The organism is Brevibacterium sp. BRM-1, from assembly GCF_026802075.1.
Classification (GTDB): domain Bacteria; phylum Actinomycetota; class Actinomycetes; order Actinomycetales; family Brevibacteriaceae; genus Brevibacterium; species Brevibacterium rongguiense.
This window is the reverse complement of sequence record NZ_CP113788.1, coordinates 1,371,511-1,397,721: the sequence shown is the minus strand read 5'-3', so window position 1 is coordinate 1,397,721 and position 26,211 is coordinate 1,371,511. Positions and strand designations below refer to the sequence as shown.

At 73.2% G+C, this 26,211-nt stretch carries 17 protein-coding genes and 1 pseudogene; 12 read left to right on the top strand and 6 right to left on the bottom strand.

What is annotated here, in order from left to right:
• The first annotated feature begins 7 nt into the window (after positions 1 to 7).
• Positions 8 to 1,486, top strand: coding sequence for an Asp-tRNA(Asn)/Glu-tRNA(Gln) amidotransferase subunit GatB (gene gatB / locus BRM1_RS06130; RefSeq protein WP_268529325.1), 1,479 nt, complete (start codon positions 8 to 10; stop codon positions 1,484 to 1,486).
• 126 nt (positions 1,487 to 1,612) lie between these two features.
• Here the strand turns inward: gatB and BRM1_RS06125 are convergent, their stop codons facing one another.
• Positions 1,613 to 3,964, bottom strand: a complete 2,352-nt coding sequence (locus BRM1_RS06125) for a heavy metal translocating P-type ATPase (protein ID WP_268529323.1) — start codon at positions 3,962 to 3,964, stop codon at positions 1,613 to 1,615.
• Between the two features lie 165 nt (positions 3,965 to 4,129).
• On the opposite strand from BRM1_RS06125, the gene BRM1_RS06120 reads away from it, so the two are divergent.
• Together BRM1_RS06120 and udk are read left to right on the top strand one after the other, a co-directional pair.
• On the top strand, positions 4,130 to 5,284 hold the full coding sequence (locus BRM1_RS06120; protein ID WP_268529321.1) for a hypothetical protein: 1,155 nt from the start codon (positions 4,130 to 4,132) through the stop codon (positions 5,282 to 5,284).
• An 8-nt stretch (positions 5,285 to 5,292) separates the two neighbouring features.
• Entirely contained in the window at positions 5,293 to 5,904 is a 612-nt protein-coding gene (gene udk, locus BRM1_RS06115) for a uridine kinase (protein ID WP_160953320.1), read from the top strand.
• Between the two features lie 125 nt (positions 5,905 to 6,029).
• On the opposite strand, the gene def is transcribed toward udk, so the two are convergent.
• Positions 6,030 to 6,605, bottom strand: coding sequence for a peptide deformylase (def, locus tag BRM1_RS06110; RefSeq protein ID WP_160953319.1), 576 nt, complete (start codon positions 6,603 to 6,605; stop codon positions 6,030 to 6,032).
• 287 nt (positions 6,606 to 6,892) lie between these two features.
• Between def and cysK the strand changes: the two genes are divergently transcribed.
• From cysK to BRM1_RS06080, 6 genes and pseudogenes are all read left to right on the top strand, one after another.
• The gene (gene cysK / locus BRM1_RS06105; protein ID WP_160953318.1) at positions 6,893 to 7,822 is read left to right on the top strand and encodes a cysteine synthase A; all 930 of its coding nucleotides are present in this window, start codon (positions 6,893 to 6,895) and stop codon (positions 7,820 to 7,822) included.
• Between the two features lie 59 nt (positions 7,823 to 7,881).
• A pseudogene (gene epsC, locus BRM1_RS06100) lies at positions 7,882 to 8,412 on the top strand (serine O-acetyltransferase EpsC); the annotation flags it as partial.
• Between the two features lie 390 nt (positions 8,413 to 8,802).
• On the top strand, positions 8,803 to 10,044 hold the full coding sequence (locus BRM1_RS06095; protein ID WP_268529315.1) for an alpha/beta fold hydrolase: 1,242 nt from the start codon (positions 8,803 to 8,805) through the stop codon (positions 10,042 to 10,044).
• A 14-nt stretch (positions 10,045 to 10,058) separates the two neighbouring features.
• Positions 10,059 to 11,282: an LLM class flavin-dependent oxidoreductase gene (locus BRM1_RS06090; protein ID WP_160953315.1), complete on the top strand. Its 1,224-nt coding sequence runs from the start codon at positions 10,059 to 10,061 to the stop codon at positions 11,280 to 11,282.
• 117 nt (positions 11,283 to 11,399) lie between these two features.
• Entirely contained in the window at positions 11,400 to 12,074 is a 675-nt protein-coding gene (locus BRM1_RS06085) for a CE1759 family FMN reductase (RefSeq protein ID WP_268529311.1), read from the top strand.
• A gap of 212 nt (positions 12,075 to 12,286) precedes the next feature.
• Positions 12,287 to 13,309, top strand: coding sequence for an NAD(P)-dependent oxidoreductase (locus BRM1_RS06080; protein ID WP_160953313.1), 1,023 nt, complete (start codon positions 12,287 to 12,289; stop codon positions 13,307 to 13,309).
• Between the two features lie 66 nt (positions 13,310 to 13,375).
• On the opposite strand, the gene BRM1_RS06075 is transcribed toward BRM1_RS06080, so the two are convergent.
• On the bottom strand, positions 13,376 to 14,434 hold the full coding sequence (locus tag BRM1_RS06075) for a 2,3-butanediol dehydrogenase (protein ID WP_268529308.1): 1,059 nt from the start codon (positions 14,432 to 14,434) through the stop codon (positions 13,376 to 13,378).
• A gap of 759 nt (positions 14,435 to 15,193) precedes the next feature.
• Between BRM1_RS06075 and ilvD the strand changes: the two genes are divergently transcribed.
• The 3 genes from ilvD (at position 15,194) to BRM1_RS06060 (ending at position 20,254) form a co-directional block, all read left to right on the top strand.
• A complete protein-coding gene (ilvD, locus tag BRM1_RS06070; protein WP_268529306.1) occupies positions 15,194 to 16,936 on the top strand; it encodes a dihydroxy-acid dehydratase in 1,743 nt (580 codons plus the stop codon).
• Between the two features lie 571 nt (positions 16,937 to 17,507).
• Complete coding sequence (locus BRM1_RS06065; RefSeq protein WP_268529303.1) at positions 17,508 to 18,734, top strand: C39 family peptidase; 1,227 nt, start codon at positions 17,508 to 17,510, stop codon at positions 18,732 to 18,734.
• 674 nt (positions 18,735 to 19,408) lie between these two features.
• Complete coding sequence (locus tag BRM1_RS06060; RefSeq protein WP_268529300.1) at positions 19,409 to 20,254, top strand: GTPase; 846 nt, start codon at positions 19,409 to 19,411, stop codon at positions 20,252 to 20,254.
• A 191-nt stretch (positions 20,255 to 20,445) separates the two neighbouring features.
• On the opposite strand, the gene BRM1_RS06055 is transcribed toward BRM1_RS06060, so the two are convergent.
• The 3 genes from BRM1_RS06055 to BRM1_RS06045 form a co-directional block, all read right to left on the bottom strand.
• The gene (locus tag BRM1_RS06055; protein ID WP_268529297.1) at positions 20,446 to 21,663 is read right to left on the bottom strand and encodes an NAD(P)/FAD-dependent oxidoreductase; all 1,218 of its coding nucleotides are present in this window, start codon (positions 21,661 to 21,663) and stop codon (positions 20,446 to 20,448) included.
• A 620-nt stretch (positions 21,664 to 22,283) separates the two neighbouring features.
• A complete protein-coding gene (locus BRM1_RS06050) occupies positions 22,284 to 24,134 on the bottom strand; it encodes an ABC transporter ATP-binding protein (protein WP_268529293.1) in 1,851 nt (616 codons plus the stop codon).
• A complete protein-coding gene (locus BRM1_RS06045; RefSeq protein ID WP_268529291.1) occupies positions 24,131 to 26,200 on the bottom strand; it encodes an ABC transporter ATP-binding protein in 2,070 nt (689 codons plus the stop codon). Before BRM1_RS06045 ends, BRM1_RS06050 begins: the two co-directional genes overlap by 4 nt.
• Positions 26,201 to 26,211 lie beyond the last annotated feature (11 nt).

The following is a 26,211-nucleotide window of genomic DNA, read 5'->3' as shown; positions in this document are numbered from 1 at the left end:
GACTGAGATGAAGTACGAAGAGGCAATCGAGCGCTACGACCCGGTCCTGGGCATCGAGGTCCACGTGGAGCTCGGCACCGCCACGAAGATGTTCGACGCCGCGCCCAACTCGTTCGGCGGCGGCGCGAACGAGAACACCACGCCCGTCTCGCTCGGCCTGCCCGGAGCGCTGCCGGTCGTCAACGAGAAGGGCGTGGAGTACGCGATCCGGATCGGCCTGGCGCTGGGCTGCGAGATCGCGCAGTCCTGCCGGTTCGCGCGCAAGAACTACTTCTACCCGGACAACCCGAAGAACTTCCAGACCTCCCAGTTCGACGAGCCGATCGCCGCGAACGGCGGCATCGACGTCGAACTCGAGGACGGCCAGCTCGTGCACGTGCCGATCGAGCGGGCGCACATGGAGGAGGACGCGGGCAAGAACACGCACGTGGGCGGCGCCGGCGGGCGCATCCACGGCGCGGACCACTCCCTCGTCGACTACAACCGCGCCGGCGTGCCGCTCGTGGAGATCGTCACCCACCCCATCGAGGGCACGGGCAGGCGAGCGCCCGAGGTGGCAGCCGCCTATGTGCGCACCCTGCGCGACATCTTCAAGGCCCTCGGCGTCTCCGAGGCGAAGATGGAGCAGGGCAATGTGCGCGCCGACATCAACGTCTCGCTGCGCGACTCGCCGGACGCCCCGCTGGGCACGCGCACGGAGACGAAGAACGTCAACTCGTTCCGCTCGATCGAGCGGGCCGTGCGCTTCGAGATCGCCCGCCAGGCCACGCTGCTCGCCGCCGGCGAGTCGATCCTCCAGGAGACCCGCCACTTCCACGAGGACACCGGCGAGACCTCGTCCGGGCGCGTGAAGTCCGATGCGGAAGACTACCGGTACTTCCCGGAGCCGGACCTCGTGCCGGTCGAGCCGGCCCGCGAGTGGGTCGAGGAGATCCGCGCCTCGCTGCCGGAGCTGCCCGCCGCGCGCCGCCGCCGGCTCATCGGAGAATGGGGCATCACGGAGCTGGAGATGCGCGACGTCATCAACGCCGGCCTCCTGGACCCCGTCGAGGAGACGGTCAAGCTGGGCGCGTCGCCCGCGGCGGCGCGCAAGTGGTGGACCGGCGAGGTCGCCCGCCGCGCCAAGCAGGACGAGCGGGATCCCGAGGACCTCGTGAGCCCCGCCCAGATCGCCGAGCTCGCGGGCCTCGTCGAGGCCGGCAGGCTCAACGACAAGCTCGCCCGGCAGGTCCTCGACGGCACGATCTCCGGCGAGGGCAGCCCCGCCGAGGTCATGGCCGCCCGCGGGCTCGAGATCGTCCAGGACGACGGCGCGCTCGAGGCCGCCGTCGACCAGGCGATCGCGGACAACCCCGACGTCGTGGAGAAGATCCGCGGCGGCAAGCAGCAGGCGATCGGGGCGCTCATCGGCCCGATCATGAAGGCCACGCGCGGCCAGGCCGATGCGGGCCGCGCCCGCGAGCTGATCCTCGCCAGGCTCGGCTGAGCGCACCCCGCCCGCCGCTCGCCTCTGGCACGACCGGGGGCGGGCCGCGGCGGTGTGCGCCGGAGGCCGGCGCCGTGCACGCGTGCGGCGCCGGGGGCAGCCGCCGTGCGGCCGGGTGGTGCGGGCTCAGGCGCCGGGGTGCCCGGGCCCGTTCGCGCGCGAGGCTCCTGAGCTGCCGTCGAGGATGCGGGCGGTCACGGCCGCCGGGTCGAGGTCGAGGCGGCGCAGCAGCTGGGCATTGGCGGCGACGACCACGGTCGAGGCGGACATGAGCAGGGCGCCCGCGCTCATGGGCATGAGGAAGCCGATGGGCGCCAGCACCCCGGCGGCCAGCGGCACCGCGATGAGGTTGTAGCCGGCGGCCCACCAGAGGTTCTCCACCATCTTGCGGTAGGCCCTGCGCGAGAGCTCGAAGACGGAGAGCACGGCGCGGGGGTCGGACGAGGCGAGGATGACCCCGGCCGAGGCGATCGCGACATCCGTGCCGGCGCCGATCGCGATGCCGACGTCCGCGCGCGCCAGGGCGGGGGCGTCGTTGACGCCGTCGCCCACCATTGCGACCCGGTGGCCGTCGGCCTGGAGGGCCGCGATGTGCTTCTCCTTGTCCGCCGGGGCCACGCCGGCGAAGACCCGGTCGATGCCGAGCCCGCGCGCCGTGGCCTCCGCCACCTCCTGCGCGTCGCCGGTGATCATGACGACGCCGATGCCCTCCCGATGGAGTGCCGCGACCGCCTCGGCGGACTCGGGGCGCACGTCGTCGGCGAGCTCGAGGGCGCCGATGACGCGCCCGTTCGCGAGCACGTGGAGGACCGTCGCGCCGTCGGCCGACCAGTCGTGCGCGGCGGTCAGCGGCTGCGCGTCGGCATCCGCGAGCAGGGCGGGCCCGCCCACCTGCACGCGCGCGCCGTCCACCCGCGCCTGGACGCCCACCGCGGGGCGGGAGGAGAAGTCGGAGAACTGCGGGATCGTCAGGCCGCGCTCCCGCGCCGCGGCGACGATCGCGCGGGCCAGCGGGTGCTCGCTGTCGGACTCGGCGGCCGCGGCCAGGCGCAGGACTTCGTCGGCGCCGGGGGAGGCGCCGTCGGATGCGGTGGCGATGTCCGTGACCGCGGGCTCGCCGCGGGTGAGCGTGCCGGTCTTGTCGAACACGACCGTCGAGACGGTGCGCATCGCCTCGAGCGCCAGCCGGTCGCGGATGAGCACGCCCGCGCGGGCGGCCCGCTCGGTGGCGATCGAGATGACGAGGGGGATCGCCAGACCCAGCGCGTGGGGGCAGGCGATGACGAGGACGGTGACCGTGCGCACCACCGCCTCGTCCGGCCGGCCCAGCCCCAGCGCCCAGACGAGCGCGGTGACGACCGCGGCGCCGAGTGCGAACCAGAACAGCCAGCCGGCCGCGCGATCGGCCAGCGCCTGCGTGCGCGAGGACGACTGCTGGGCCTGTGCGACGAGGCCCTGGATGCCGGCCAGGGCGGTGTCATCGCCCGTGGCGGTGACGCGCACCCGCAGCCCGGAGTCCTGTGCGACGGTGCCCGCGACCACCCGGTCGCCGGCCGAGCGGACGACCGGCCGCGACTCGCCCGTGATCATCGACTCGTCGAGGTGGGCCGAGCCGTCGACGACCTCGCCGTCGGCGGGCACGGCCGCCCCCGGCCGGACGATGACCGTGTCGCCCACGCGCAGGGCTGCGGGCGCGACGCGCTCGGTGGTCTCCCCGTCCCGGCCGGGCACCGCGCGCTCGGCCTCCTCGGGCAGCAGCGCGGCGAGGGAGTCCAGGGCGGACGAGGTCTGGGCCAGCGAGCGCATCTCGATCCAGTGGCCCAGCAGCATGATGACGATGAGGAGGGCGAGCTCCCACCAGAAGTCCAGGCCCGGGTCGAGCAGTCCGAGCGCCGCGCCCCACGACGATGCGAACGCCACGGTGATCGCCAGCGCGATGAGCAGCATCATCCCGGGCCGGCGCGCCCGCAGTTCGGAGGCGGCGCCGGTGAGGAACGGCCGGCCGCCCCACGCGTACATGACGGTGCCGAGCACCGGTGAGACCCAGGCCAGCGGCCCGGCGGGGATCTCATAGCCCACGAGCTGGGCGAACATCGGGCTGCACCCCACGACGGGCACCGCCAGGGCGAGCATGGTCCAGAACAGGCGCCGGAACATCGCCACGTGGTCGTGATGGCCCCCGTGGCCGTGGTGGTCGCCGCGACTGTGCTGGTCGTCGTGACCGTGGTCGTGCTGGTGACCGGGCTGGGTCCCGGGTGCCCCGGCCCCACCGCCGTGCCCGTGGGTCGGGTTGCCGCCGTGCTGGGCCCCACCACCGTGCTGGTCACCACCGCCGCACTGGCCGCCGCCGTGCCGGTTTCCCTCGGCACCGGGTCGTTGAGCGCCGGATGGCCGCGCCTCGGACGCCGGCGCTGCGCCGGGTGCTTCGGCGTGTCCTGGGCCGTGCGGGCGGGCGGTGTGCGGATCGGAGTGGGACATGCCTCGAACATATACCCCGAGGGGGTATCGGGCAAGGGGGTGGGCGGTGCTGCTGCGCGCCTCGGCGGGGCAGGGGGGTGGTGCCCTCAGCGGCGGTCCAGCCGGCGGACCTACACTGGCAGCAGCCCGCAGCGGCGGGCACCGGCCGGAGACGAGGAGGCGGCGATGAGCAGGTCCTGGCGATCCCTGTGGCGCAGCGAGTGCGCGGCGAGCGTGCCCGACTACCGCATCCTCGCACCCGACAGCGTGCCGGACTCCGTGCTCCGCGCGTGGAGCGCCCGCGGCTACCGGGTGGGCGCCGGCACGGCGGGCCAGCCGAGCCTGCGCGGGACGATGGCCTCGCGCCTCATGAACCGCAACATCATCCGCTCGAACGTCTCGTTCACCTCGTGGACGGCGGCGGGCGCCACCGGCACCGCGCTGTTCGGCCTGCCCACGGCGGTCCTGTCCCTGGCCTGCGGCGGGCTCTTCGAGCTGGGCGCGGTCGCCACCGGCCTGGCCGCAGCGGCGACCGCAGGGGTGTCCGGTGTGACGGGCTACAAGTACCTGCGCGATCCCAAGCGGCTGCGCCGGCGCGACCGCGAGGCCGCCGGCCGCGCCCGGTGGATCACGCCCGCGCTGCTGGGCTGGCGTCCGGGGCCCGGCGGCCAGGACACGGACGAGCAGCGCCTCTTCCAGCTGGCCGTCGCCACCGCCCGGCGCATCGTCGCCACCCGCGCCTGGAGCCACCCGGTGCTGGCCGACCACGTGGCGCGCGTGGACCTCGATCACGCGGTCGCCTCGATCGGCGTGCGGCTGAGCGAGCTGCTCGAGCTGCGCGCGGAGCTCGAGCGGGTGCGCGAGCCGCACACCGCCAAGCAGATCGACGTCTACCGCGAGAAGCTCGCGCAGGCGTTCGGCTCGATGGCCGGCCGGGTCGTCGCGATGCACGAGTACTACGGGCGGCTCACGGACCTCGACCGCCAGCTCACGGTCCTCGAGCACACCGAGGCCTCGCGCGCGCTGGGGGACCGGGTGCTCGACGTGCTCTCGCACACCGCGGACGACGAGTCCGCCGACTGGCGCTTCCGCGAGCTCAACATCGAGGCCGAATCGCACGGCGATGCGATCCGCGGCCTGCTGGGCGAGCTCGAGGCCTCCGCCGGCGAGTTCGACGGGCTCGACGACCTCGACCGCCGGCTCGCAGCCGCCCAGCGGGAGACGGGCGGCTCCCATGCCGCGGGCACCCGGCCCGTGCGCGGTGCCGCTGCGCCCCACGCGTCCGCGGGTGAGCGACCCGCGCCCGAGGGCGAGCGCTCCGCGCGCCAGGGCGAGCGCTGAGCCGCGGCGTGGAGCCCCCCATCATCATCGGCGTGGCCGGCGGCAGCGGCAGCGGCAAGACCACGCTCACGCGGGCCCTCATGGACGCCTACCGCGGGCGCTGCGTGCTGCTGCGCCAGGACGACTACTACGCCCGCCGCGACGACCTCGCATTCGAGCAGCGCGCGGCGCTCAACTACGACGCGCCCGAGGCGTTCGACGACGCCCTGCTCATCGAGCACCTCGCCCGGCTGCGCGAGGGGCGGGCCGTGGACTCGCCGGTCTACGACTTCGCCGACCAGAACCGCTCAGAGGCCACAGTGCGTGTCGAGCCGCGCCCCGTCATCATCGTCGAGGGCATCCTCATCTACGCCGATGAGGCGCTGTGCGCGCTGTTCGACATCCGGCTCTTCGTCGACACCGACGCGGACGTCCGCATCCTGCGCCGCATCCGCCGCGACGTCATCGAGCGGGGGCGCTCCCTCGAATCCGTCGAGCACAAGTACCTCACCACCGTGAAGCCCATGCACGAGCTCTACGTCGAGCCCTCGAAGCGCCGCGCGGACCTCGTCATCCCCGCCGGTGGCCAGAACCTCGTCGCGCTCGACATGATCACCCGGGCCATCGACCGGCGCCTCTGAGCGGTCCCGCGCCCGAGGCGGGGGCCGAGCGGGCGACGCGCGCCCCGGGTGCGGGTCGAGCGTCCCCCGGCCCGCACCTCGGGCGCGGGATGGGGCACGGCGTCCCCGCGGGGACGTGAGAGCCCTCAGTGGCCGAACGGGTCCGGGTCCGTGCCCGGCAGCCAGGACTCGCCGGGCTCGCCGTAGCCCAGCTCCGCCTTCGCCTTCTTCCAGCGCTTGGCCCACTTGCCCTCGAGCCGGTCGACGTAGAGCGTGCCCTGGAGGTGGTCGAATTCGTGCTGCATGATGCGCGCGAACCAGCCCTCCACCGTAAGCGAGACGGGTTCGCCCGCCTCGTCGCGGCCGTTGACGGTCACCCGGTGGGCGCGCTTGAGCGGGAAGTCGAGGCCCGGCACGGACAGGCACCCCTCGGAGTCGTCGTCGGGGTCGGGGCGGCCCTCGGGCACGCGCGTGGCCACGAGGATCGGGTTGACGAACACGCCGGAGCGGTGGACGCCCGCCTCGTCGTCGTCCGCGTCGAAGACGAAGATCCGCCTGCCCACGCCGATCTGGGGCGCGGCCAAGCCCACCCCGTTGGAGGCCGCGAGCGTCTCGCGCATGTCCGAGACGAGCTCGCCCAGCTGCGCGTCGAAGGACTCGACGGGGGCCGCGGGAGCGTGGAGGACGGGCTCGCCGCACACGACGATGGGGTGGATGGCCATAGCCGCTGAGTCTAGTGGAGGCCCCGGGCCGCCCATGCGCCGCCTGCAAGAGTCCGGGGAGGCGGAATAAGCCGCGCGGGGCCTCAGTTGCCGCTCATAGGACGCCTTGCGCCGTCCCGCGCTGCCCGCCCGTCGGCGGCCGCGCGGGCGGCGCCCGGCGCGCCGAGCAGCTGAAGCCATTGGCTGGTCACCGGCGCCCCCCGCGATGCCGCGCGCAGCGGCCCGGCGGGCCGCCCCTCCCGCTCCGCGCGGGATCCGACCCTGCAGGCACGCGAAAGGACCGCACCGTGAAGATCTACGACAACGTCTCCGAGCTCATCGGCCACACCCCCCTCGTCAAGCTGGGCGCCGCCAGCGAGCGCACCGGCGCGGAGGTCGTCGCCAAGCTCGAGTACTACAACCCGGCGAACTCGGTGAAGGACCGGATCGGCGTGGCCATGGTCGACGCGGCTGAGGCATCCGGCGAGCTGCGCCCCGGCGGCACGATCGTCGAGGCCACGAGCGGCAACACCGGCATCGCGCTCGCGATGGTCGGAGCGGCCCGCGGCTACCGCGTGGTGCTGACGATGCCGGAGTCCATGTCGAAGGAGCGCCGCGCCCTGCTGCGCGCCTTCGGCGCCGAACTCGTCCTCACCCCGAAGGCCGAGGGCATGAAGGGCGCGGTGGACAAGGCGGAGGAGATCGGCGGCCAGGACAACGCGGTCCTCGTCCGCCAGTTCGAGAACCCGGCCAACCCGGAGATCCACCGCACCACCACCGCCCAGGAGATCCTCGCGGACACGGACGGGCGCGTCGACGTCTTCGTCGCCGGCATCGGCACCGGCGGCACGCTCACCGGCGTGGGCGAGGTGCTCAAGGACAAGGTGCCCGGCGTGCGCATCGTCGCCGTCGAGCCCGCCGCCTCCCCGCTGCTGAGCGAGGGCACCGCCGGCTCGCACACCATCCAGGGCATCGGCGCGAACTTCGTGCCGGGCGTGCTCAACCGCGAGGTCTACGACGAGGTCGTCGCAGTGGACAACGAAGCCGCGAACGAGGCCGCCCGCCGAGTCGCGCAGGAGGAGGGCATCCTCGTGGGCATCTCCTCGGGCGCCGCGCTCACCGCCGCCGAGGCGGTGGCGAGCCGGCCGGAGAACCAGGGCAAGCGCGTGGTCGTCGTCTTCCCGGACTTCGGCGAGCGCTACCTCTCCACGCCCCTGTTCGCCGAGTACATGGACTGAGGGCCGTGCGGTTCGGACTCGCCGCCGCGGCGGCAGCGGCCGGCGCGGCCGCCTACGGGCTGACCCGCCCGGGTGTGCGCGCGGCCCTGCGCGAGGACCTGGAGACCGCGCGGCGGCGCGACCCGGCGGCCACAAACGACCTCGTGACGATCCTCAGCTACCCCGGCCTCCACGCCATCTGGGCCCACCGCGGCCTGCACCGCCTCTGGCAGCGGCCCGCGGGCCGGGTGCCCGCGCGCCTGCTCTCCCAGGCCGTGCGCACGCTCACCGGCGTGGAGATCCACCCGGGAGCGCAGATCGGGCGGCGCTTCTTCATCGACCACGCCTCCGGGATCGTCGTCGGCGAGACCGCCGAGGTGGGCGATGACGTCATGCTCTACCAGCAGGTCACGCTGGGCGGCACATCGCTGCAGGCGGTCAAGCGCCACCCGACGGTGGGCGACGGCGCGATGATCGGCGCGGGCGCCAAGGTGCTCGGCCCCATCACGATCGGCGCGAACTCCTCCGTGGGCGCCAACGCCGTCGTCGTGCGCGATGTGCCGGCCGATTCCGTGGCCGTGGGCATCCCCGCCGCGGTGCGGCCGGCCAGGGGTGCGGGCGCGGCCCAGGCAGGTGGCGATCGGGCGGGCGCGCGGGGGCCGGGTGGCGCCGGCGGTGCTGACGGCGCGGGCGGTGATTCGGGACGCACCGCTGGTGCGGGCGGCTCGAGTGGCACCCGCGGCGAGGGGTCCGCGGGGGAGGCGCCTGCCGGCTCGCGCTCGCAGGACAGTTCGCGCCCGCCTGCCGGCTCGCGCCCGCCCGCCGCGCCGGCGGCGGATCCCGCCGATCCCGTGGACCCGGCCGTGCTCGTGGAGCCGGCGCTGTGGATCTGAGCGGGTGTGCGGCGGGCGCTGGACGCGCCCCTGCGCGGTCGCCGGGTGCGCATAGAGTGTGGCCATGAAGTCGACGTCGTCCGCCGTCATGGCAGCGGGGCCCTGCACATGCGCCTGCTGAGGCGCGTGGGCGGACGCGCGAAGATCCGCTGGCTGCGCGTGCTGGGCCGCCGCACCCGCGTCCTCGACGCGGGCAGCGGGCCGGTCGTGATCTGCTCCGCGGGCGTGGGCTCGGCGATCCCGGACTGGCTGCCGCTGGTCGAGGAGCTCGCCGCCGATCACCGCGTCATCGTCTTCGCCCGGCCCGGCTGGCGCGAGGCCTCGCCCCAGGAAGCCGAGTGCGCCCTCGCCGGCGCCGAGGCGGTCCACGAGGCCGCCGGCGCCGCGCTGACCCGTGTTTCCCTGCCCGTCGAGGCCGCGCGCCTCGTGGGCGTGCTCGACGCGTGCGGAGTGCGCGAACCCGCCCTGGCGCTCGGCCACTCGATGGGCGCCTACATCGTCGAGGCCGCCCTGCGCCTGCACCCGGAGCGGCTGCGCGGCGGGGTCTTCCTCGACGGCTCCACCCTCAGCGAGGCGGGGCTGCCGTTCGTGGCCGGTCGGCCGGCGCCGAAGGACTCGCTGGTGCGCACGGTGCAGCGCCGGCTGCTGGCGCGCGCGCGCTTCCTCTTCGACACCGGCTCGATCCTCGTGGGCGCCCTGCGCTGGGCGGGGATCTACGCGCGCCACGGGGTGCTGCCGCTGGCGTATGTGCAGCCCGGCTTCCTCCGGCGCCTCGTGCGCGAGATCGTCGACTTCGAGCACTGCGCCGGCCAGCTCGCAGCGCTGCGCTCCGGTGCGCCCCTGCGCCCGCAGGCGGTGCTGGGCATCTTCCCGGCCTCCGGGCTCGTCACCCAGCTGCGCTCGCGGCGCTGGGTGGGCGAGGTCTTCGCCGAGGCCCGCGAGCTGGCCCGCGAGTGCCGCGTCATCACCGAGGTCATCACGCGCTCGGGGCACTTCGTCATGGCCGACCGGCCCGCGCTCAGCGCGAACCTCATCCGCCGTGTCGAGGCCGAGTTCGACGGCGGCGCGGTGTGTGCGGCCGCCGGCTCGAGCGCGCGGGGCGAGGTGCCCTGCGGCGCCGAGGTGCGCGGGCCCGGCGTGCCCGGGCCGGGCGCGGGTGAGTCCGGGGCGCGCGGGGCGGGCCCGTCAGGGCCACGCGCGGGCGTGCCGAGCGTGGCGGCCCCCGGCGCGGTCGGTGCCCCCAGCGTGGTCGGTGCGTCCGGTGCGCGTGCGCTCTCCCCGCGCGGGCCCGGTGTCGGAATAAGCGTCCCAGGCCTCGCGTTGCACCCCCACAAGTTAGTTAAAAGTTAAACTAAGGAGTGGCCATGGAATTCGGCATCTTCACCATCGGGGACGTCACCCCGGACCCCGTGACCGGCACCGTGCCCACGGAGCACGAGCGCATCAAGGCGACGGTCGAGATCGCCAAGAAGGCCGAAGAGGTGGGCCTCGACGTCTTCGCCACCGGCGAGCACCACAATCCGCCGTTCGCGGCCCCGGCCAACCCGCCGGTCCTGCTGGCCAACATCGCCGCGCAGACGCAGCGCATCGAGCTGAGCACGGCCACCACCCTCATCACGACGAACGACCCCGTGCGCCTGGCCGAGGACTACTCCTACCTCCAGCACCTGGCCGATGGGCGGATGGACCTCATGCTGGGCCGCGGCAACACCGGCCCCGTCTACCCGTGGTTCGGCAAGGACATCCGGCAGGGCCTGCCGCTGGCCATCGAGCACTACAACCTGCTCCACCGGCTGTGGCGCGAGGAGGACCTCGACTGGGAGGGCAAGTTCCGCACCCCGCTGCAGGGGTTCACCGCCACCCCGCGCCCGCTCGACGGCGTCCCGCCGTTCGTGTGGCACGGGTCCATCCGCAGTCCCGAGATCGCCGAGCAGGCCGCCTACTACGGCGACGGCTTCTTCCACAACAACATCTTCTGGCCGACGTACCACACGCAGCGCATGGTCAACCTCTACCGCCAGCGCTACGAGTACTACGGCCACGGCACCGCCGACCAGGCGTTCGTGGGCCTGGGCGGGCAGGTCTTCATGCGCAAGGACTCGCAGGCGGCCTGGAACGAGTTCCGGCCGTACTTCGACAACGCGCCCGTCTACGGCCACGGCCCCAGCATGGAGGACTTCACGAAGCAGACCCCGCTGACCGTGGGCTCGCCGCAGCAGGTCATCGAGCGCACGCTGTCCTTCCGCGAATGGGCCGGCGACTACCAGCGCCAGCTCTTCCTCGTCGACCACGCGGGCCTGCCGCTCAAGACCGTGCTCGAGCAGATCGACCTCCTCGCCGAGGACGTCCTGCCCACCCTGCGCAAGGAGTTCGCCGCCCAGCACTCGCCCGAGGTGCCCGAGGCGCCCACCCACGAGTGGCTCGTCGCGCGCCACGAGGCCGACAAGGACCCGATCCCCGGCGGCGGCCGCGACTCCCAGGCGTTCAAGGACCGCGAGGAGCGCGCCCGCCGCGAGGCCGAGGAATCCAAGAAGTCCGAGGGCGCCACGAAGTCCGATGGGGCCGGCGGCGCCGGCTCCCAGGGCTGAGCCGCGCGGGGGCGAGGCCGGCGCGGCCTCGCCCCCGCGGGCTGTCATAGGGTGTGGGGGCAGCGCCGCCCACCCGGCCGAGCACCCAGAGCACAGCGAGCAGAAGGGGGAGTCCCGATGAAGATCGTCGCCGTCTCCGCATCCATGTCCGTGTCCTCGTCCTCGACCGCGCTGGGCGAGCGCGTCCTGCGCGCCGTGCGCAAGCGGGCGGAGGAGTCCGGGACCGAGGCGCAGGTGAGCACCGTGAGCCTGCGCGACCTCGCCCACGACCTCGTCGACATGACGCTGACGGGCATGCCCACGCCCCGCCTCGAGGAGGCGTTCGCCGAGATCCAGTCCGCGGACGCCGTCGTGGCGATCACCCCGGTCTACAACGCCGCGCCCGTGGGCATCTTCACGCTGTTCTGGCAGCTCTTCCCGGAGGGCGGCCTGCAGGGCAAGCCCGTCCTGCTCGCCGCCACCGGCGGCACCGCCCGCCACTCGCTCGTGCTGGACTCCCAGGTGCGCCCGGTCATCGCCTACCTCAAGGGCATCGTGCTGCCCACCACCGTCTACGCGGCGACCGAGGACTGGGGCGCTGGGGGCGGCGCCGGCTCGCCGAACGCGCGGGCCGAGGCCGGCGCGGCCGAGCTCATGGGCCTCGTGTGCTCGATCCGCACCGGCGTGGGCGGACCCGACCGCGCCGCCGCGGCTCCGGGCACCGACGCCGAGGTGGCGGAGCCCCACCGCCGCCCCGACGAGTTCGACCCGGCGCAGGTCACGCCATTCGAGCAGCTGCTCAACATGGGCTGAGCCGCCCGGGCCCGCCGGGCCAGGGGCCCGGGCCCGCCGGGCCACGGCCCGCGGCGCTCGAGCGCCGCGCCCCTGGCCTGTAGGCGGGGTCACGCCCGCGCTGGCACTCGGCGCCGAGGCCGGGGCGCGGCTACGAGTCGTCGCGGCCGCGCCTCTGCGCGGCCGGGCTCGCGTCTCTGCGCGACCGCGGCCGGGTCTGCCAGACTGGGGCCATGACGACGCTCGACATCCACACGATCGCCTTCCCCACCGCGGCGCTGCGCGACGCGGTCCAAGCCGAGGTCCCCGCGGACGACCGCGCAGGCCTCGACCTCATCGTCTGGTCGCCCGAGGGCCGCCGCGGGCCGGGCAACGAGACCGGCGGCGGTACCAGCGGCGGCGAATCGGTGGGCGGCGGCGAGTCCGCGGGTGGCAGCGCGCCGGACCCGGACGACATCGACGCGGTCGTCATGCCCTACATGGGGGCAGGCGAGGCGGTGTCCGCGCTCGAGGGCCTGGCGCACCTCAAGCTCATCCAGATGCAGAGCACGGGCTATGACCCCGTCGCGGATTTCGAGGGCCGCATCCGGATCGCCACCGGCGCCGGCGCCCACGCCGCGGCCACCGCGGAGCTGGCAGTGGGCCTCGCGCTCGCCCGGCTGCGCGGGATCGACGTCGCCGCGCGCAACATGCCCTCGGGCACCTGGGCCCACGAGCGGCGCTGGTCGCTCGTCGACCGCACCGCGCTCATCGTCGGCGTCGGCGGCATCGGCGAGGAGATCCGCGCCCGCCTCGAGCCCTTCGGCGTCACGGTGCTGCGCGCCGGCAGCCGCGAGCGCGACGACGAGCACGGCCATGTCTACGCAAGCGATGACCTGGGCGAGGTGCTCCCGCGCGCGGAGCTCGTCTTCCTCATCACCCCGCTCACCGATGCGACCCACCACCTCGTCGATGCGGACTTCCTCGCCCGACTGCCAGACGGCGCCATGATCGTCAACGTCTCCCGCGGTGCCGTCGTCGACACGGACGCGCTGCTCGCCGAGCTCGAATCCGGCAGGCTCCAGGCCGCGCTCGACGTCGTCGACCCGGAGCCGCTGCCCAGCGACCACCCGCTGTGGCGCGCCCCGAACACCCTCATCACGCCCCACGAGGGCGGGGACACGAGCGCGTTCGAACCGCGCATCATCGCGATCCTCGCCCAGCAGGTGCGCCGGATCGCCGCCGGCGAGGACCTCCTCAACGCCGTCGGATCCTGAGCGCGCAGCGCCGCGAGGGCGGGGGCCGGGAATTCCCGGCCCCCGCCCTCGCGGCGTGTGAGCGGTCTACTTCGAGGGATCCACGAGGATCTTCACCGCGGTCTCGGGGCGGTTGATGAGGGTGTCGAAGCCCTTGTCGATGACCTCGTCGAGCCCGAGCACGGCCGTGATGAACGGCTTGAGGTCGATCTTGCCGTCCTGGACCATGCGGATCGTGTCCGCGTGATTGGACACGTAGGCGATCGTGCCGCGCAGGTCGATCTCGCGGACCACGAGGGCGTGCATGTCGAGTTCGGCCCGGTGGCCCCAGATGGCCTCCATGACGACGACGCCGCCGGGGCGCACGGCGTTGAGCAGCGTGTTGATCGTCGCGTTGACGCCGGCCGCGTCGAAGCCCACGTCCGGCCCCTCGCCGGTGATCTCGCGCACGCGCTCCACGACGTCCTCCTGGCTGGGATCGACGATGTGGTCCGCGACACCGGTGGTGCGCGCCATCTTCTTGCGCGCCTCGGCGAGCTCGGAGACGATGACGGTGACGCCCAGGCCCTTGAGCACTGCGGCCGTGAGCAGGCCGATCGGGCCCGCCCCGGAAACGAGCGCCGACTGCCCGGCTCGCACGCCCGAGCGCTGCACGGCGTGGTAGGCCACGGTGAGCGGCTCGATGAGCGCGGCCTCGTCGAGCGGCACATCGCCCACGGGATGGACCCAGCGCTCATCGACGACGATCTTCTCGCTCAGGCCGCCGCCCCCGCCGGCCAGGCCGATGAAGCCCATCTTCGTGCACAGGTGGTAGTCGCCGCGCCGGCACTGGGGGCACTCGCCGCACACGAAGTAGGGCTCGACGACGACGGAATCGCCCGGCTTGACCGAGTCGACCCCGGCGCCCACCTCCTCGACGACGCCGGACATCTCGTGGCCCAGGGTCACCGGAAGGGTCTCGCCGCTCAGCGGGTGCGGGGTGTCGTGGCCGGGACAGAAGATGGGGCCGTCGAGGTATTCGTGGAGGTCCGTGCCGCAGATGCCGCAGTAGGCCACCCGGATCTTCACGGCGCCCTCGCGCAGCTCGGGCTCGGGGATGTCTTCGACGCGGATGTCGTGGTCGGCGTGGAATCGCAGGGCTCGCATGGGGATCTCCTTGGCCGCCGCTGGCCGGCGGCATCGCTGGTAGGACGCCTCCACAGTAGGACTCACCTGCATACCGGTGCATGGGTCGATGAGGGGTGGGACCGCGGGTCTTGCGGCGGGGCGCGGGCCTTGACTTCGAGGAGCGAACAGGGGGACGCGGGCAGCCGCCGTGGGGCAATCGCCCATGAGCGGCGGACTCTTCGCGGTGGCATTTTCGGCGGTGTCCCGGTCGCCAGGGCCGGGCAGGGAAGCGCTGCGGCGCTGGAGGGGGAGCAGGCTGGAGGATCGGCACGCGCCGTTGCGCGGCGAGCACCCCACAGGGGTTCGTTCGGCAGGAGGCCGGTCGAGGGAACACTGAGACCGGTCAAGCGGACCTTGGGGTGCCAGGGTCGGATATTCTCGGCGCCAGTGGTCTGCCAGCGAGAGTGCGGCGCGCCGGTGGCCCGTTCGGTCAGCCGGCGTCGGGGCCGGTGGGCAGGCGCCCGGGTCCGGAGGCCGGGCGGGTGCCCGGGCGCGGAGGCCGGGCAGGCGCCCGGGCGCGGAGGCCGGGCAGGCGCTCGGGCGGGCGGGGGCGATGGACAGGCCCGCGCCTCGGCGGCGGATTCGGATATGAAAGTGCGCGCAAAAGGCCCCGCCGAACGGACCCGGGGCTCGAGCGCACGGGACGCGTCACCGCGCGGGCCCGGCGGCGCGCGGGGCCGGCGTCCGCCATGCGACCCGCGGCGCGGACGCCCGCGAGGCCGGTCATAGACTGCGCGGATGAGCTCTCAGACCCCCGACTTCGTCCCCGCCGCGGCCCAGGCCGAGCCCGGTATCGACATCAAGCCGCGCTCGCGCGACGTCACCGACGGCCTCGAGCGCGCGGCCGCGCGCGGCATGCTGCGCGCGGTGGGCATGGGCGACGACGACTGGGGCAAGCCGCAGATCGGCGTCGCGTCGTCGTGGAACGAGATCACGCCGTGCAACCTCACTCTCGACAAGCTGGCGGGATTCGCCAAGGAGGGCGTCCACGCCGCGGGAGGCTACCCCCTGGAGTTCGGCACGATCTCCGTCTCCGACGGCATCTCCATGGGCCACGAGGGCATGCACTACTCGCTCGTCAGCCGCGAGGTCATCGCGGACTCGGTCGAGACGGTGTTCGGCGCCGAGCGCCTGGACGGCTCCGTCCTCATGGCCGGCTGCGACAAGTCCATCCCCGGCATGCTCATGGCCGCCGCGCGCCTGGGCCTGTCCAGCGCCTTCCTCTACAACGGCTCGATCATGCCCGGCACAGCCAAGCTCTCCGACGGCACGGAGAAGGAGGTCACCCTCATCGACGCGTTCGAGGCGGTGGGCGCCTGCCGGGCCGGGAAGATGACGGAGGCGGACGTCGACGCGATCGAGCGGGCCGTCTGCCCCGGCGAGGGCGCGTGCGGCGGCATGTACACGGCCAACACCATGGCCTCGGCCGCCGAGGCGATGGGCATGTCCCTGCCCGGCTCCGCCGCGCCGCCGGCCATCCACCGCAACCGCACCGTCTTCGCCCGCCAGTCCGGCGAGGCCGTCGTGGGCCTGCTGCGCCGGGGGATCACGACCAAGGACATCATCACGTACGAGTCGCTGTGCAATGCGATCGCGGTGGTCATGGCGTTCGGCGGCTCGACGAACGCGGTGCTCCACCTGCTGGCCATCGCCCACGAGGCCGGGGTCCGCCTCGAGCTCGACGACTTCAATCGGATCGGCGACAAGGTGCCCCACCTGGGCAACGTCAAGCCGTTCGGCGACTACGTCATGAACGACGTCTTCAAGATCGGCGGCGTGCCGGTCGTCATGAAGGCGCTGTTGGACAACGGGTTGCTCACGGGCGACTGCATGACGGTGACCGGCAAGACGGTCGCGGAGAACCTCAAGAACATCAACCCGCCGGACCCCGACGGCAAGATCCTGCGCGCCCTGAACAACCCGCTCCACCCCACCGGCGGGCTCACGGTCCTCAAGGGCTCACTCGCCCCGGACGGCGCGATCGTGAAGTCCGCGGGCTTCGACGCGGACGTCTTCGAGGGCACCGCGCGCGTCTTCGACCGCGAGCAGCCGGCCATGGACGCCGTGCTCAACGGCGAGCTCAAGCCCGGCGACGTCGTCGTCATCCGCTACGAGGGCCCCAAGGGCGGGCCGGGGATGCGGGAGATGCTCGCGATCACGGGCGCCATCAAGGGCGCGGGGATCGGCAAGGACGTCCTTCTCATCACCGACGGCCGGTTCTCCGGCGGATCCACCGGCCTGTGCATCGGCCACGTGGCGCCGGAGGCCGTGGACGGCGGGCCGATCGCGTTCATCGAGGACGGCGATCCCATCCGGGTCGACATCGCCGAGCGCACCATCGAACTCGATGTCAGCGAGGACGAGATGGAGCGGCGCCGGCGCGCTTGGCAGCTGCCGGCCAACCCGCGGCTGCACGGGGTGCTGGGCAAGTACGCGAAGCTCGTCCAGAGCGCCGCGAAGGGTGCCGTCACGACGGACTGAGCGGCGGGCCGGTGCAGGCTGAAAGCGCCTGGCGAGCGCTGATGGCGTTGGGGTGGCGGTGTTCAGCGAACCTCGGGGGACCGAGCGCGGAAGGATCGCGCGGCTCAGGTCGAGGGCATCCCCAGGACAGGTCTGGTCACCGTAGCCGCATGGTCGTCCATGGAGAGTGAACGCCGGGGACGGTGGACGTCCGCCACACCGGGCGTGCCAACGGCTCAGCAGTCCGGTGGCAGGGGCCGGGTGGGAATGCATGCCGGCGAGGGGAGAGACAATGACGATCACGCACATCACGGGGTGGGGGACGGGGAAGGCCGCTGAGACGGTGCTGCGCGACCCGTTCGCCCCATCGCCGGTCGAGTTCGGACTGGGAGCCGATGCACGTGCCGTTGACGAATCCGGGCCCGAACCTGACAGGGATCGACCGGGGGACGGGGCCGTGGCTGGTACGGCGGTCGGCGGCGCAGCGGATGGGGGCGCCGAGAGCGGCCGGGCGGTGGGCAGTCGAGCTCCCGGGCCGGGCACCAAGGGCACCCGTGCGGTCGCCCCCGGTGCATCCGTTGCCGCTCAGCGCGTGACCGAATCCGTCTCGGCCCTGGCCGATGTGCCCGTGCGGGCGCGGCTCTGGGAGTCCGAGCCGTTCGAGGTCGCCCCGTTCGGCGAGGCGATCGCGAGCTGGCGCGCGCACACGCCGCCCGGCACGCTGATCGAGGTGCAGCTGCGCGCGGGCACCGGCAGCGTGTGGTCGCAGTGGGCGGTGGCCGCGCGGTGGTCCGCCGGGATCGACTACGACGTGACCGGCGGCAGCGGTTTGGGTGCCAACGGATCCGACTGCCCCGCAGCCGATGGCACCGCCGACGTCGGCACCGCCGGCGTTGGTGCAGCGGGCGTTGGTGCAGCGGCCGAAGTCACACCGGGCGGTGCGACCGGGGGAGGTGGCGGTTGGCCGGACTTCCATTCGCACACCGTGGCCGACCAGGCACCGTTCGGGCTGCGCGTCGATGCGGACACGATCGCAGTGAACGAGGCCGAACTGGGAGGTCCCGCCTCCCGCGTCGAGGTGCGTGCGCTGCTCTTCGCCCCGGAGGGCAGCCCCCTGCCCCGGCTCGAACGGGTCTCGGTGCTGACGCGCCCGAAGACGGGGGCCTCGACGGCGGAGCCGACCGTCTCGCAGCCGCGGGGCCGTGACATCGACCTGAGACTGCCCGCCTTCTCACAGCGGCTGGCCGGCGCGATCCCGGGGCATGCCGACGGCGGTTCGTGGTGCTCGCCCACCTCGCTTGCGATGCTGCTCGCGTATGCGCGAACGCCTGCGGCAAATGGTTCGGAGCCGGAGCCGGCGTCGGGGGTGCGGCCAGGCTCGGGGCCGGGGTCAGGGTCGAGGCCGGGGTTGGGCGCGCGTGAGGCAGCGCCCGCGATCGCCGAGACCATGCGCCGCGTGTGGGACTACTCGTACGGCGGCGCCGGGAACTGGGCATTCAACGCGGCCTGGGCGGCCAGCCTTGGCTTCGACGCCTACGTCGATGCGCTGCCGGATCTGCGCGCCGGTGAGGAGCTGCTGGCCGCGGGGGAGCCGTTCGCCGCCTCGGTGACGTTCGCGCGGGAGGACCTGCCGGAGGCCGGCTACGAGACGGCGGGGCATCTGCTCGTCGTCTCGGGGGTGACGGCCGAAGGAGACGTGCGCGTGCACGATCCCGCCGCCGCAGACAACGCGAGCGTGCGGCGGACCTACGCCCGTGCGGCCTTCGAGCGGGCGTGGTTGGGCGGCAGTGGCGGCATCGTCTATCGGGTTCGTTCCTGAGGTCTTCACTTGGTGGGTGCTGTTGGATGAGGTGAAGGGTTTCCGACCGTCCGGGCGGGGATAGGTCCGCACAGTCTCCACGCGGTGGCGCGCGGCCGATCGGGTGAAGACCTCGCCGCTCGGCGCCGTCCACAGCGCGGCTCCATCCGCAGGGTCGTCCACAGCAAGGACGGTGCACCCCTACCACGGGGACGGCTTCCGTAGTCTCCCGCCATGGACGAACCGCCCGCCGCAGACGCGCTCCCCGCTCGGGCTCGCGTCACGCCCCCAAATCACACCGTCGCCCGGGCGTTCGCTGCCCGGGATGCGCACGTTAATAGGGGCACCCGCGTTGCCCGGGGTCCCCGTGCTGCTCGGACTCCCGATGCTGTCCGGTTTCGCTTCGCTGCCCGGGATGAGCATGCTGCCGGGGTCCCTCGCGTTGCCGGCGTTACCCACGCTGCCCGCTTACCCGTCGCTGCCCGGGGCCGCCTCGCGACCCACGATCCACTCGCCGCCAGGACCCGGTCGTGATCCACGATCCCCACGCCGTTCGGGACCCGGCTGCCACCTCTCTCACCGCCGGGACCGCGCGCTTCGGGGTGGAGGGCGGGAGTATCGGCGTCCGGGTCCGGCGCCCGGTGCGGGCGAGTGAGCACCCCCGGGGCGAGGCATCGCGGCTCGCGGTGAGGGAGATGCGCACGTACGCCCGGGAACTGGGCGGCCTTATCGTCCCGGGCGTTCGACTCTCACCCGACGTCGTCGACGTCGTCGAGGCTCCGGCCTGGGCGCAAGAGGATGAGGACTTCTGGCGTCTGCGCAATGCCCTGGCATGCCTGCAGGTCAAGCGGCCGGACGCGATCGCCGCAGGGTTCTCGTCGGCATATCTCCAGGGCCTGCCCGTCCGCCCGGGCCGCCTGGAGGTCGTCGTCCCGCGCGGTGGCAGCCGGGTGACCCACGCGGCCGTGGACGACCGGCGCAGCCTGCGCTACGAGCCAGTGGAGGTCGCAGGGGTGCGCGTGCAACGGCTGCGGTGCGCCCTGCTCGAGTTGGCACCGCGGCTGTCGGAGACCGACCTCGTGGTCGTGCTCGACGCGCTCGTCGGCGGTGGGCGGTGCGCGGACACCGTGGACCTGGAAAAGCTCCGGCACTTCGTCGCGGACGAGCGCGCCTACAAGGGGCGGGCGGTGCTGCTCGCCGCGGTGGCGCGCTGCCGCGCGGGAGTGCGCTCGCCGCCGGAGACGAGACTGCGCCTGGCGCTGGTCGATGCGGGGCTGCCCGAACCCGCGGTCGCGCAGCCGATCCACATCCGCGGACTCGGCACGATCCACCCGGACCTGTCCTACGACCGGCCGCGCATCGCGCTCGAGTACGAGGGCGACCACCACCGCGTCGATCCGCAGCAGTTCGGGTACGACCTGCAGCGCTACTTCGCCATGGAGTGCGACGGCTGGATCGTCCTGCGCGCGACGAAGACGATGGCCCGCGCGTGGATCGTCGACCAGGTCCGGCGGCTGCTCAACGAGCGCGGCGCGCCGTGAGCGCTCGCCGTTGCCAGCTACCCGGTCGGTTGATTGGTGCCCTCGGAAGAACCCTTCACCTGATCGCGCGCTGCGCATCGGGTGAAGGGTTTTCGGCCACCGGCACGGCGGTGGGGAAGCGAACTCTTCACCCGATGCCGTTGGGACAATCGAGTGAAGACTTCACCCCGCGCCCCTGTCCTTGCCCGTGCTCAGCTCAGCGGAATGCGGCCCTTGAGCTGCTCGGCGCTCAGCGGTTCCTGCGCCGACTGCTCGATGACCTCCTTGGCCTTAGGCGTCGAGTCCCAGACGTTCCAGAGCAGGACACCGCGCACGTGGCCGCCGTCGACGTAGTAGACGACCCCGGCGCTGTGGTCTGAGGTGAAGTCCTCGACCATCTCGAGGCTCGCATCGAGGGTGCCCACGGCCTCGTAGCCGAAGTCGTAGATGTCGGACCAGAAGATGGGCGTGTACGTGTAGGTCTCTTCGTCCTTGCCGGCGGCTGCGGCCGCCATGTTGTGACCCGCCGTGGTGCCCTGGTGCTCGGCATTGTCCACGTGCTCCACGCGGCGCACGCCCAGGAGCGCGTCGGGGTAGGAGGCGACGTCGCCGGCGGCCCACACGTCCGGGGCGCTCGTAGCGAGGCGTTCATCGACGACGATCCCATTGCCCACCTCGAGTCCGGCCTGCCGGGTGACCTGGTCGTTCGGCACGACGCCCAGGCCCGCGACGACGACATCGCCGGAGTAGGACTCGCCGGCTTCGGTTGTGACGGTGACGGAATCGCCGTGCACGGCGCCGCCGGTGACACGAGCCCCGGTGACGAGCGTGACACCGTGCTCGCGCAGGGCGCGCTCGATCTCATCGAGGACGATGGTGGGGAACATCTGCTGCAGGACCTGCTTGCCGGGCACGATGAGCGTGACCGCTACGTCGTTGAGCGACAGTGCCGCCGCGAGCTCCGAGCCGATGTAGCCGCCGCCCACGACGACGGCGCTGCTGCCCGGCTTCGCAAACTCGCGCAGTCGGCGGTAGTCCTGTGCGGTGCGGTAGTAGACGACGCGCGCGGAATCAGGCAGGTCGATGGTGCGCGGCTCCGCACCCGTGGCGATGAGCAGGCGGCTGTAGCCCACCTGCGAGGCGTCCGACAGGGTGAGCGCGTGTGCCGCGGTGTCGATCGCCGTCACCGATATCGAGGGGAGGAAGACGGCGCCGATGCCATCGTCGAGCAGCCAGTTGTCCTCGAGGCTTGCCTCCCCGTCCACCCAGAGGTCCTTCGACAGAGCCGGGCGGTAGACCGGGCCGTCGGGTTCGCGGCCGATGATCGCGATGCTGCCGTTCGCGTCCTTCTCGCGGATGGCGGCCGCCGCGCTGGCGGCCGCGACCCCCGCGCCGATGATGGCGTAGTCGTAGCGGTCCTGCTCTGCCATGGTGGTCCTCGCTTCCTCCGGCGCCGCGGCGACCGGGTGCTTGGGTGGGTGCGCGTTCTTCTTCGGAAACAGACTCGCGGGCCCAAAACTTCCGCTCGGACATAGGCGAATGCCCGGGGTGCGAGGTGCGAGGTACGAGGCGCCGTCTGTGTCGAGCACGAGCACGAATCCAAGGCCCAGTCCGAGCCCGAGGTTCGAGGCCCATCGCAAGCTGAGGCCAAGACTCGAGATTCACGACGAGTCTGAAACCGAGTCCGACCCCGTACCCGAGGCTCGAGGCCCAGTCCGAACCGTCGCCAAGACTCAAGACTCGGGATGAGTACGAGTTTGCCCCGGAGGCCCAAAGCCCGCGACCCGAGGCCGGAGGCCAAGACCCCAGTCCGAGGCCCAGACTCGAGATGGAGGCCGAGCCCGAGCAAGCACCCGAGCCCGAGACCGAGTCCGCGGCCAAGCCCCAACGCGAGGTTCGAGGCCCGGCCCGATCCCGAACCTGAGGCTCGGGAACCGGTTCAAGCTGCAGCCGAGACTCAAGACCCAGCCTGAGTCCGGGGTTCGCCCAGCACCGCACCAGCGTCTCACCGCCGCTCGGACCGCGCGGTGTGCGCGAACGGCCGCCGGTGCTACGCCAGCGTGTCGCGCCAGGCCGCGTGCAGCTGGGCGAAGCGGCCTGTGCCGGCGATGAGGTCTGCAGGCGCACCGTCCTCGACAATTCGGCCGTGCTCCATGACGAGCACGCGGTCGGCGATCTCCACCGTCGACAGGCGGTGGGCGATGACGATCGCGGTGCGGCCGCGCAGCACGGTCTCCAGGGCGTTCTGCACGAGCCGCTCGGAGGGGATGTCGAGGTGCGCGGTCGCCTCGTCGAGCACCAAGACGTCCGGATCGGCGAGGAAGACCCGCGCGAACGACACGAGCTGGCGCTGGCCGGAGCTCAGGCGCCCGCCGCGCTTCTTCACGTCCGTCGCGTACCCCGCGGGCAGGCGGCGGACGTAGTCGTCCAGGCCGACCGCGCGGGCGGCGGCCTCGACCTGCGCGTCGGTGGCCTCCGGCCGGCCGACGCGGATGTTGTCGGCGATCGTGCCGGAGAACAGGAACGATTCCTGGGTGACCATGACGACGGCGCGGCGCAGCTGCGCATTGGCGACCTCGCGCAGGTCCACGCCGTCCAGCAGCACCGCGCCGGCGCTCGGATCGTAGAAGCGGGTGAGGAGCTTGACGAGCGTCGACTTGCCCGCACCCGTCGAGCCCACGAGGGCGACCGTCTGCCCCGCCGGCACGGCGAGGTCGAAGCTCGGCAGGACATCCGGCCCGTCGCCGTAGGCGAAGCGGACGCCGCGGAACTCGAGCGCGCGTCCGGCGCCGTCCGCCCGTCCGCCGCGGCCGCCGCCCGCGCGCTCACCGCCGCCGGCCGCAGGCAGCGCGACCGGCTCCCGCGCCTCGGCGACCGCGGGCTCCGTGTCGAGGACGGCCGTGATCTTCTCGAGCGCGGCGGAGGCCGACTGGTAGAGGTTGAAGCTCTGGACCAGCTCGTCGAGCGGGTTGTAGAAGCGGCGCAGGTAGAGGAGGAACGCGGCGAGCACGCCCACCTGGGCGGCGTCCTCGAGGACGAGCCAGGCGCCCACGATGACGATCGCGAACTGCGTGACGTTGCCGATGAGGCGGGTCAGACCGGAGAACCAGGCGACCCCGCGCAGGGCGTCGGTGTTGGCGTCGCGGTACTGCTCGTCTTCTCGGGCGAGGGTGTGCCGGCCCGCCGGCTGGCGGCGGAAGGCCTGGACGGCGCGGATGCCGCCCATCGTCTCCGTGAAGTGCACGATGACCTTCGCGATCGACGTGCGCGTGCGGCGGTATGCGGTGCGCTGGGCGCGCTGCGCGGCCCGTGAGACGAAGAACAGGGGGATGAAGCCCGCGAAGACGATGAGGGCGAGCGGCACGTTGAGCCACACGAGGATGACCGCGATCGCCGCCATCGACAGGATGCCCAGCGCGGATTCGATGAGCGCGAAGGACAGGAAGTCCTGCACGGACTCCATGTCCGAGCTCTGGCGCGCCACGAGCCTGCCCGACGTCGAGCGCTCGTGATACCCGAGGTCCAGGCGCTGGATGTGGCGGAAGAGGCGCCGGCGCAGGTCGAGCATGATCCGCTGGGCGGTGATGCCCATGAGCCGGGTCGAGGTGAACGAGGCTGCGCCGCCCACCAGCGCGGACGCCACGAAGGCGGCGATGGCCGACCACAGGGCGCCGAAGTCGCCGTCCGCTGCCCGCGGCAGGCCGTCGTCGAGGGCCTGCGCCACGAACACCGGGCCGATCGTCGCCGCGCACGCCGAGACGACGATGACGAGCGCGAGCACGATGACCGAGCCCAGGCGCGGGCGCACGAGCGAGAACAGCAGGCGCCTGGCACGCTTGGAGATGTCCGGGGGCAGCGCATCGGGTTCGGCCTCCGCCGAGGCGCTCGCGGGCGCGCTCATCGGCTCGCCTCCTCCGGGGGTGCGGAGGCGCCGTCGGGCTCCCGAGACCCGGGCACCGCGGCGCCCGCCGCCCCCTCGGCTGAGGTTGTGGGATTCGCGGCGCCCGGCGCGCCATCGGCACTCGCCGTTCCTCCGGCTGCGGTCTGGTCCGCGGTCCCGGCATCGGCCACGGACCCGCTGCTTGCCACCGCTTCGGCCCGCGCCGCAGTTCCGCTGGCGGTCGCAGCCCCGGCCTCGGACACCTCCACAGCCAAGCCCGCAGCCACACCCATCGCTCCCGCACCCGAGGCAGCCACACCCGGGGCCGGCGAGTCCTGTGCCGCCGCGGGGCCGGTGGTCGGGCTCGCGCCCATGAGGTCGCGGTAGAGCGCCGAGGTGCGCAGCAGCTCGTGGTGGGTGCCCCGGGCCGCGATCCGGCCCTCGTGGAGGACCGCCACCTCGTCGGCCAGCGCCGCGGTGGAGGGACGGTGGGCGATGATGAGCGTCGTGGAGTCCGGCAGCACGCGGGCGAGCTCGCGCTGGACGCGGTCCTCCGTGTCCACGTCGACCGCGGAGAGCGGATCGTCGAGGACGAGCACCCGCGGGGTGCCCACGATCGCGCGGGCGAGGGCGAGCCGCTGCCGCTGGCCGCCGGAGAGCGCCATGCCCTGCTCGCCCACCTGCGTGTCCAGCCCCTCGGGCAGCGCCTCGGCGAATTCGAGGGCCTGGGCGATGCCGAGTGCCCGGCGCACCTGCGCGTCATCGGCGCCCGGCGCACCGATCGCCACGTTCTCGCGCACCGTTGCGGAGAAGAGGATGGGGTCCTCGAACGCGACGGCGACGAGGGAGCGCAGCTCGCCCAGGGGGATGTCCCGGATGTCCGTGCCGTCCAGGCGCACCGCGCCGCCCGTGATGTCCTGCAGGCGCGGGATGAGGGCGGCGAGCGCGGACTTGCCGGAGCCCGTGGCGCCCACGAGCGCCACCGTCCGGCCCGGCTCGATGTGCAGGCTCAGGCCGGTGAGCGTGTCCGCGGCCGCATCGCCGAAGCGGAAGTCCACGTCGTCGAAGTCGACGCGTCCGCGCCACGCGCGCACCGGCGGCGCGTCGGCGATCGCGCCTCCGGCGTCCGTGATGCCCAGCGGCAGGTCCATGACCTCCCAGTAGCGGGCGGCTGCGGTCATGGTCATGAGGAGATCGGAGAGGAGGAAGCCGAACATCTCGATGGGCATGCGCAGCACCATCGTGATCGTGACGGCCGCGACGACGGTGCCGATCGTCGTCCACCCGGCGAGCACGCCCCACGCGCCCACCGCGAGGATCGCTGCCTGGGCGAGCGTGGGCAGGCACAGGATCGTGCCCCACAGCCACGAGTCGAGCTTGGCCTTGCGCACCTCGAGGCCGGCCAGGCGCTGCGCGAGGGCGTCGAAGCGCCGGGCCATCCACGGCTCGCGGCCGAATGCCTTGAGGATGCGCACCCCCTGGACGGACTCCTCGGCGGCGGTGGTGACCTCGCCCATCGTGTCCTGCGACTGGCGGGAGGTGATGCGGTACTTCGACTCGAAGACCGCGATGACGGCGATCGTGGGGACCGCCATGAGCGCGATGATGAGCCCGAAGACCGGCTGCATCACGGTGAGCACGATCGTGCCGATGAGGATGACGATGGGCGTGACGACGATGAAGGGGCCGCCGAACGCGAAGAACCGGCGCATCTGCGACATGTCGTTCGTGGCGCGGGAGAGCAGCTGGCCCGACTCCCACGCGTCGTGCGTGGGCACGGAGACGTACTGGAGGCGGTCATAGAGGCGCCCGCGCCACACGATCTCCCAGTGCGAGGCGACCGGGGCGACGATCATGCGCCGGCCGAACAGCGCGGCGGCCTCCGCGATGCCCACCGCGAGGATCGCGAGCGCGGGTGCCCAGAGACCCGCGAGGTTGTGGTGGGCGATGGGCCCGTCGATGATGTCCCCGGTGAGCAGCGGGATGACGAGCGTAATGCCATTGCCGATCAGCGTGAGCACGATGACCAGCGAGTATGTGCCCAGCCGTGCCCGGATGTCGGGCCAGAAGCGGAGGAGTGGGCGCATGGTCGCTCATC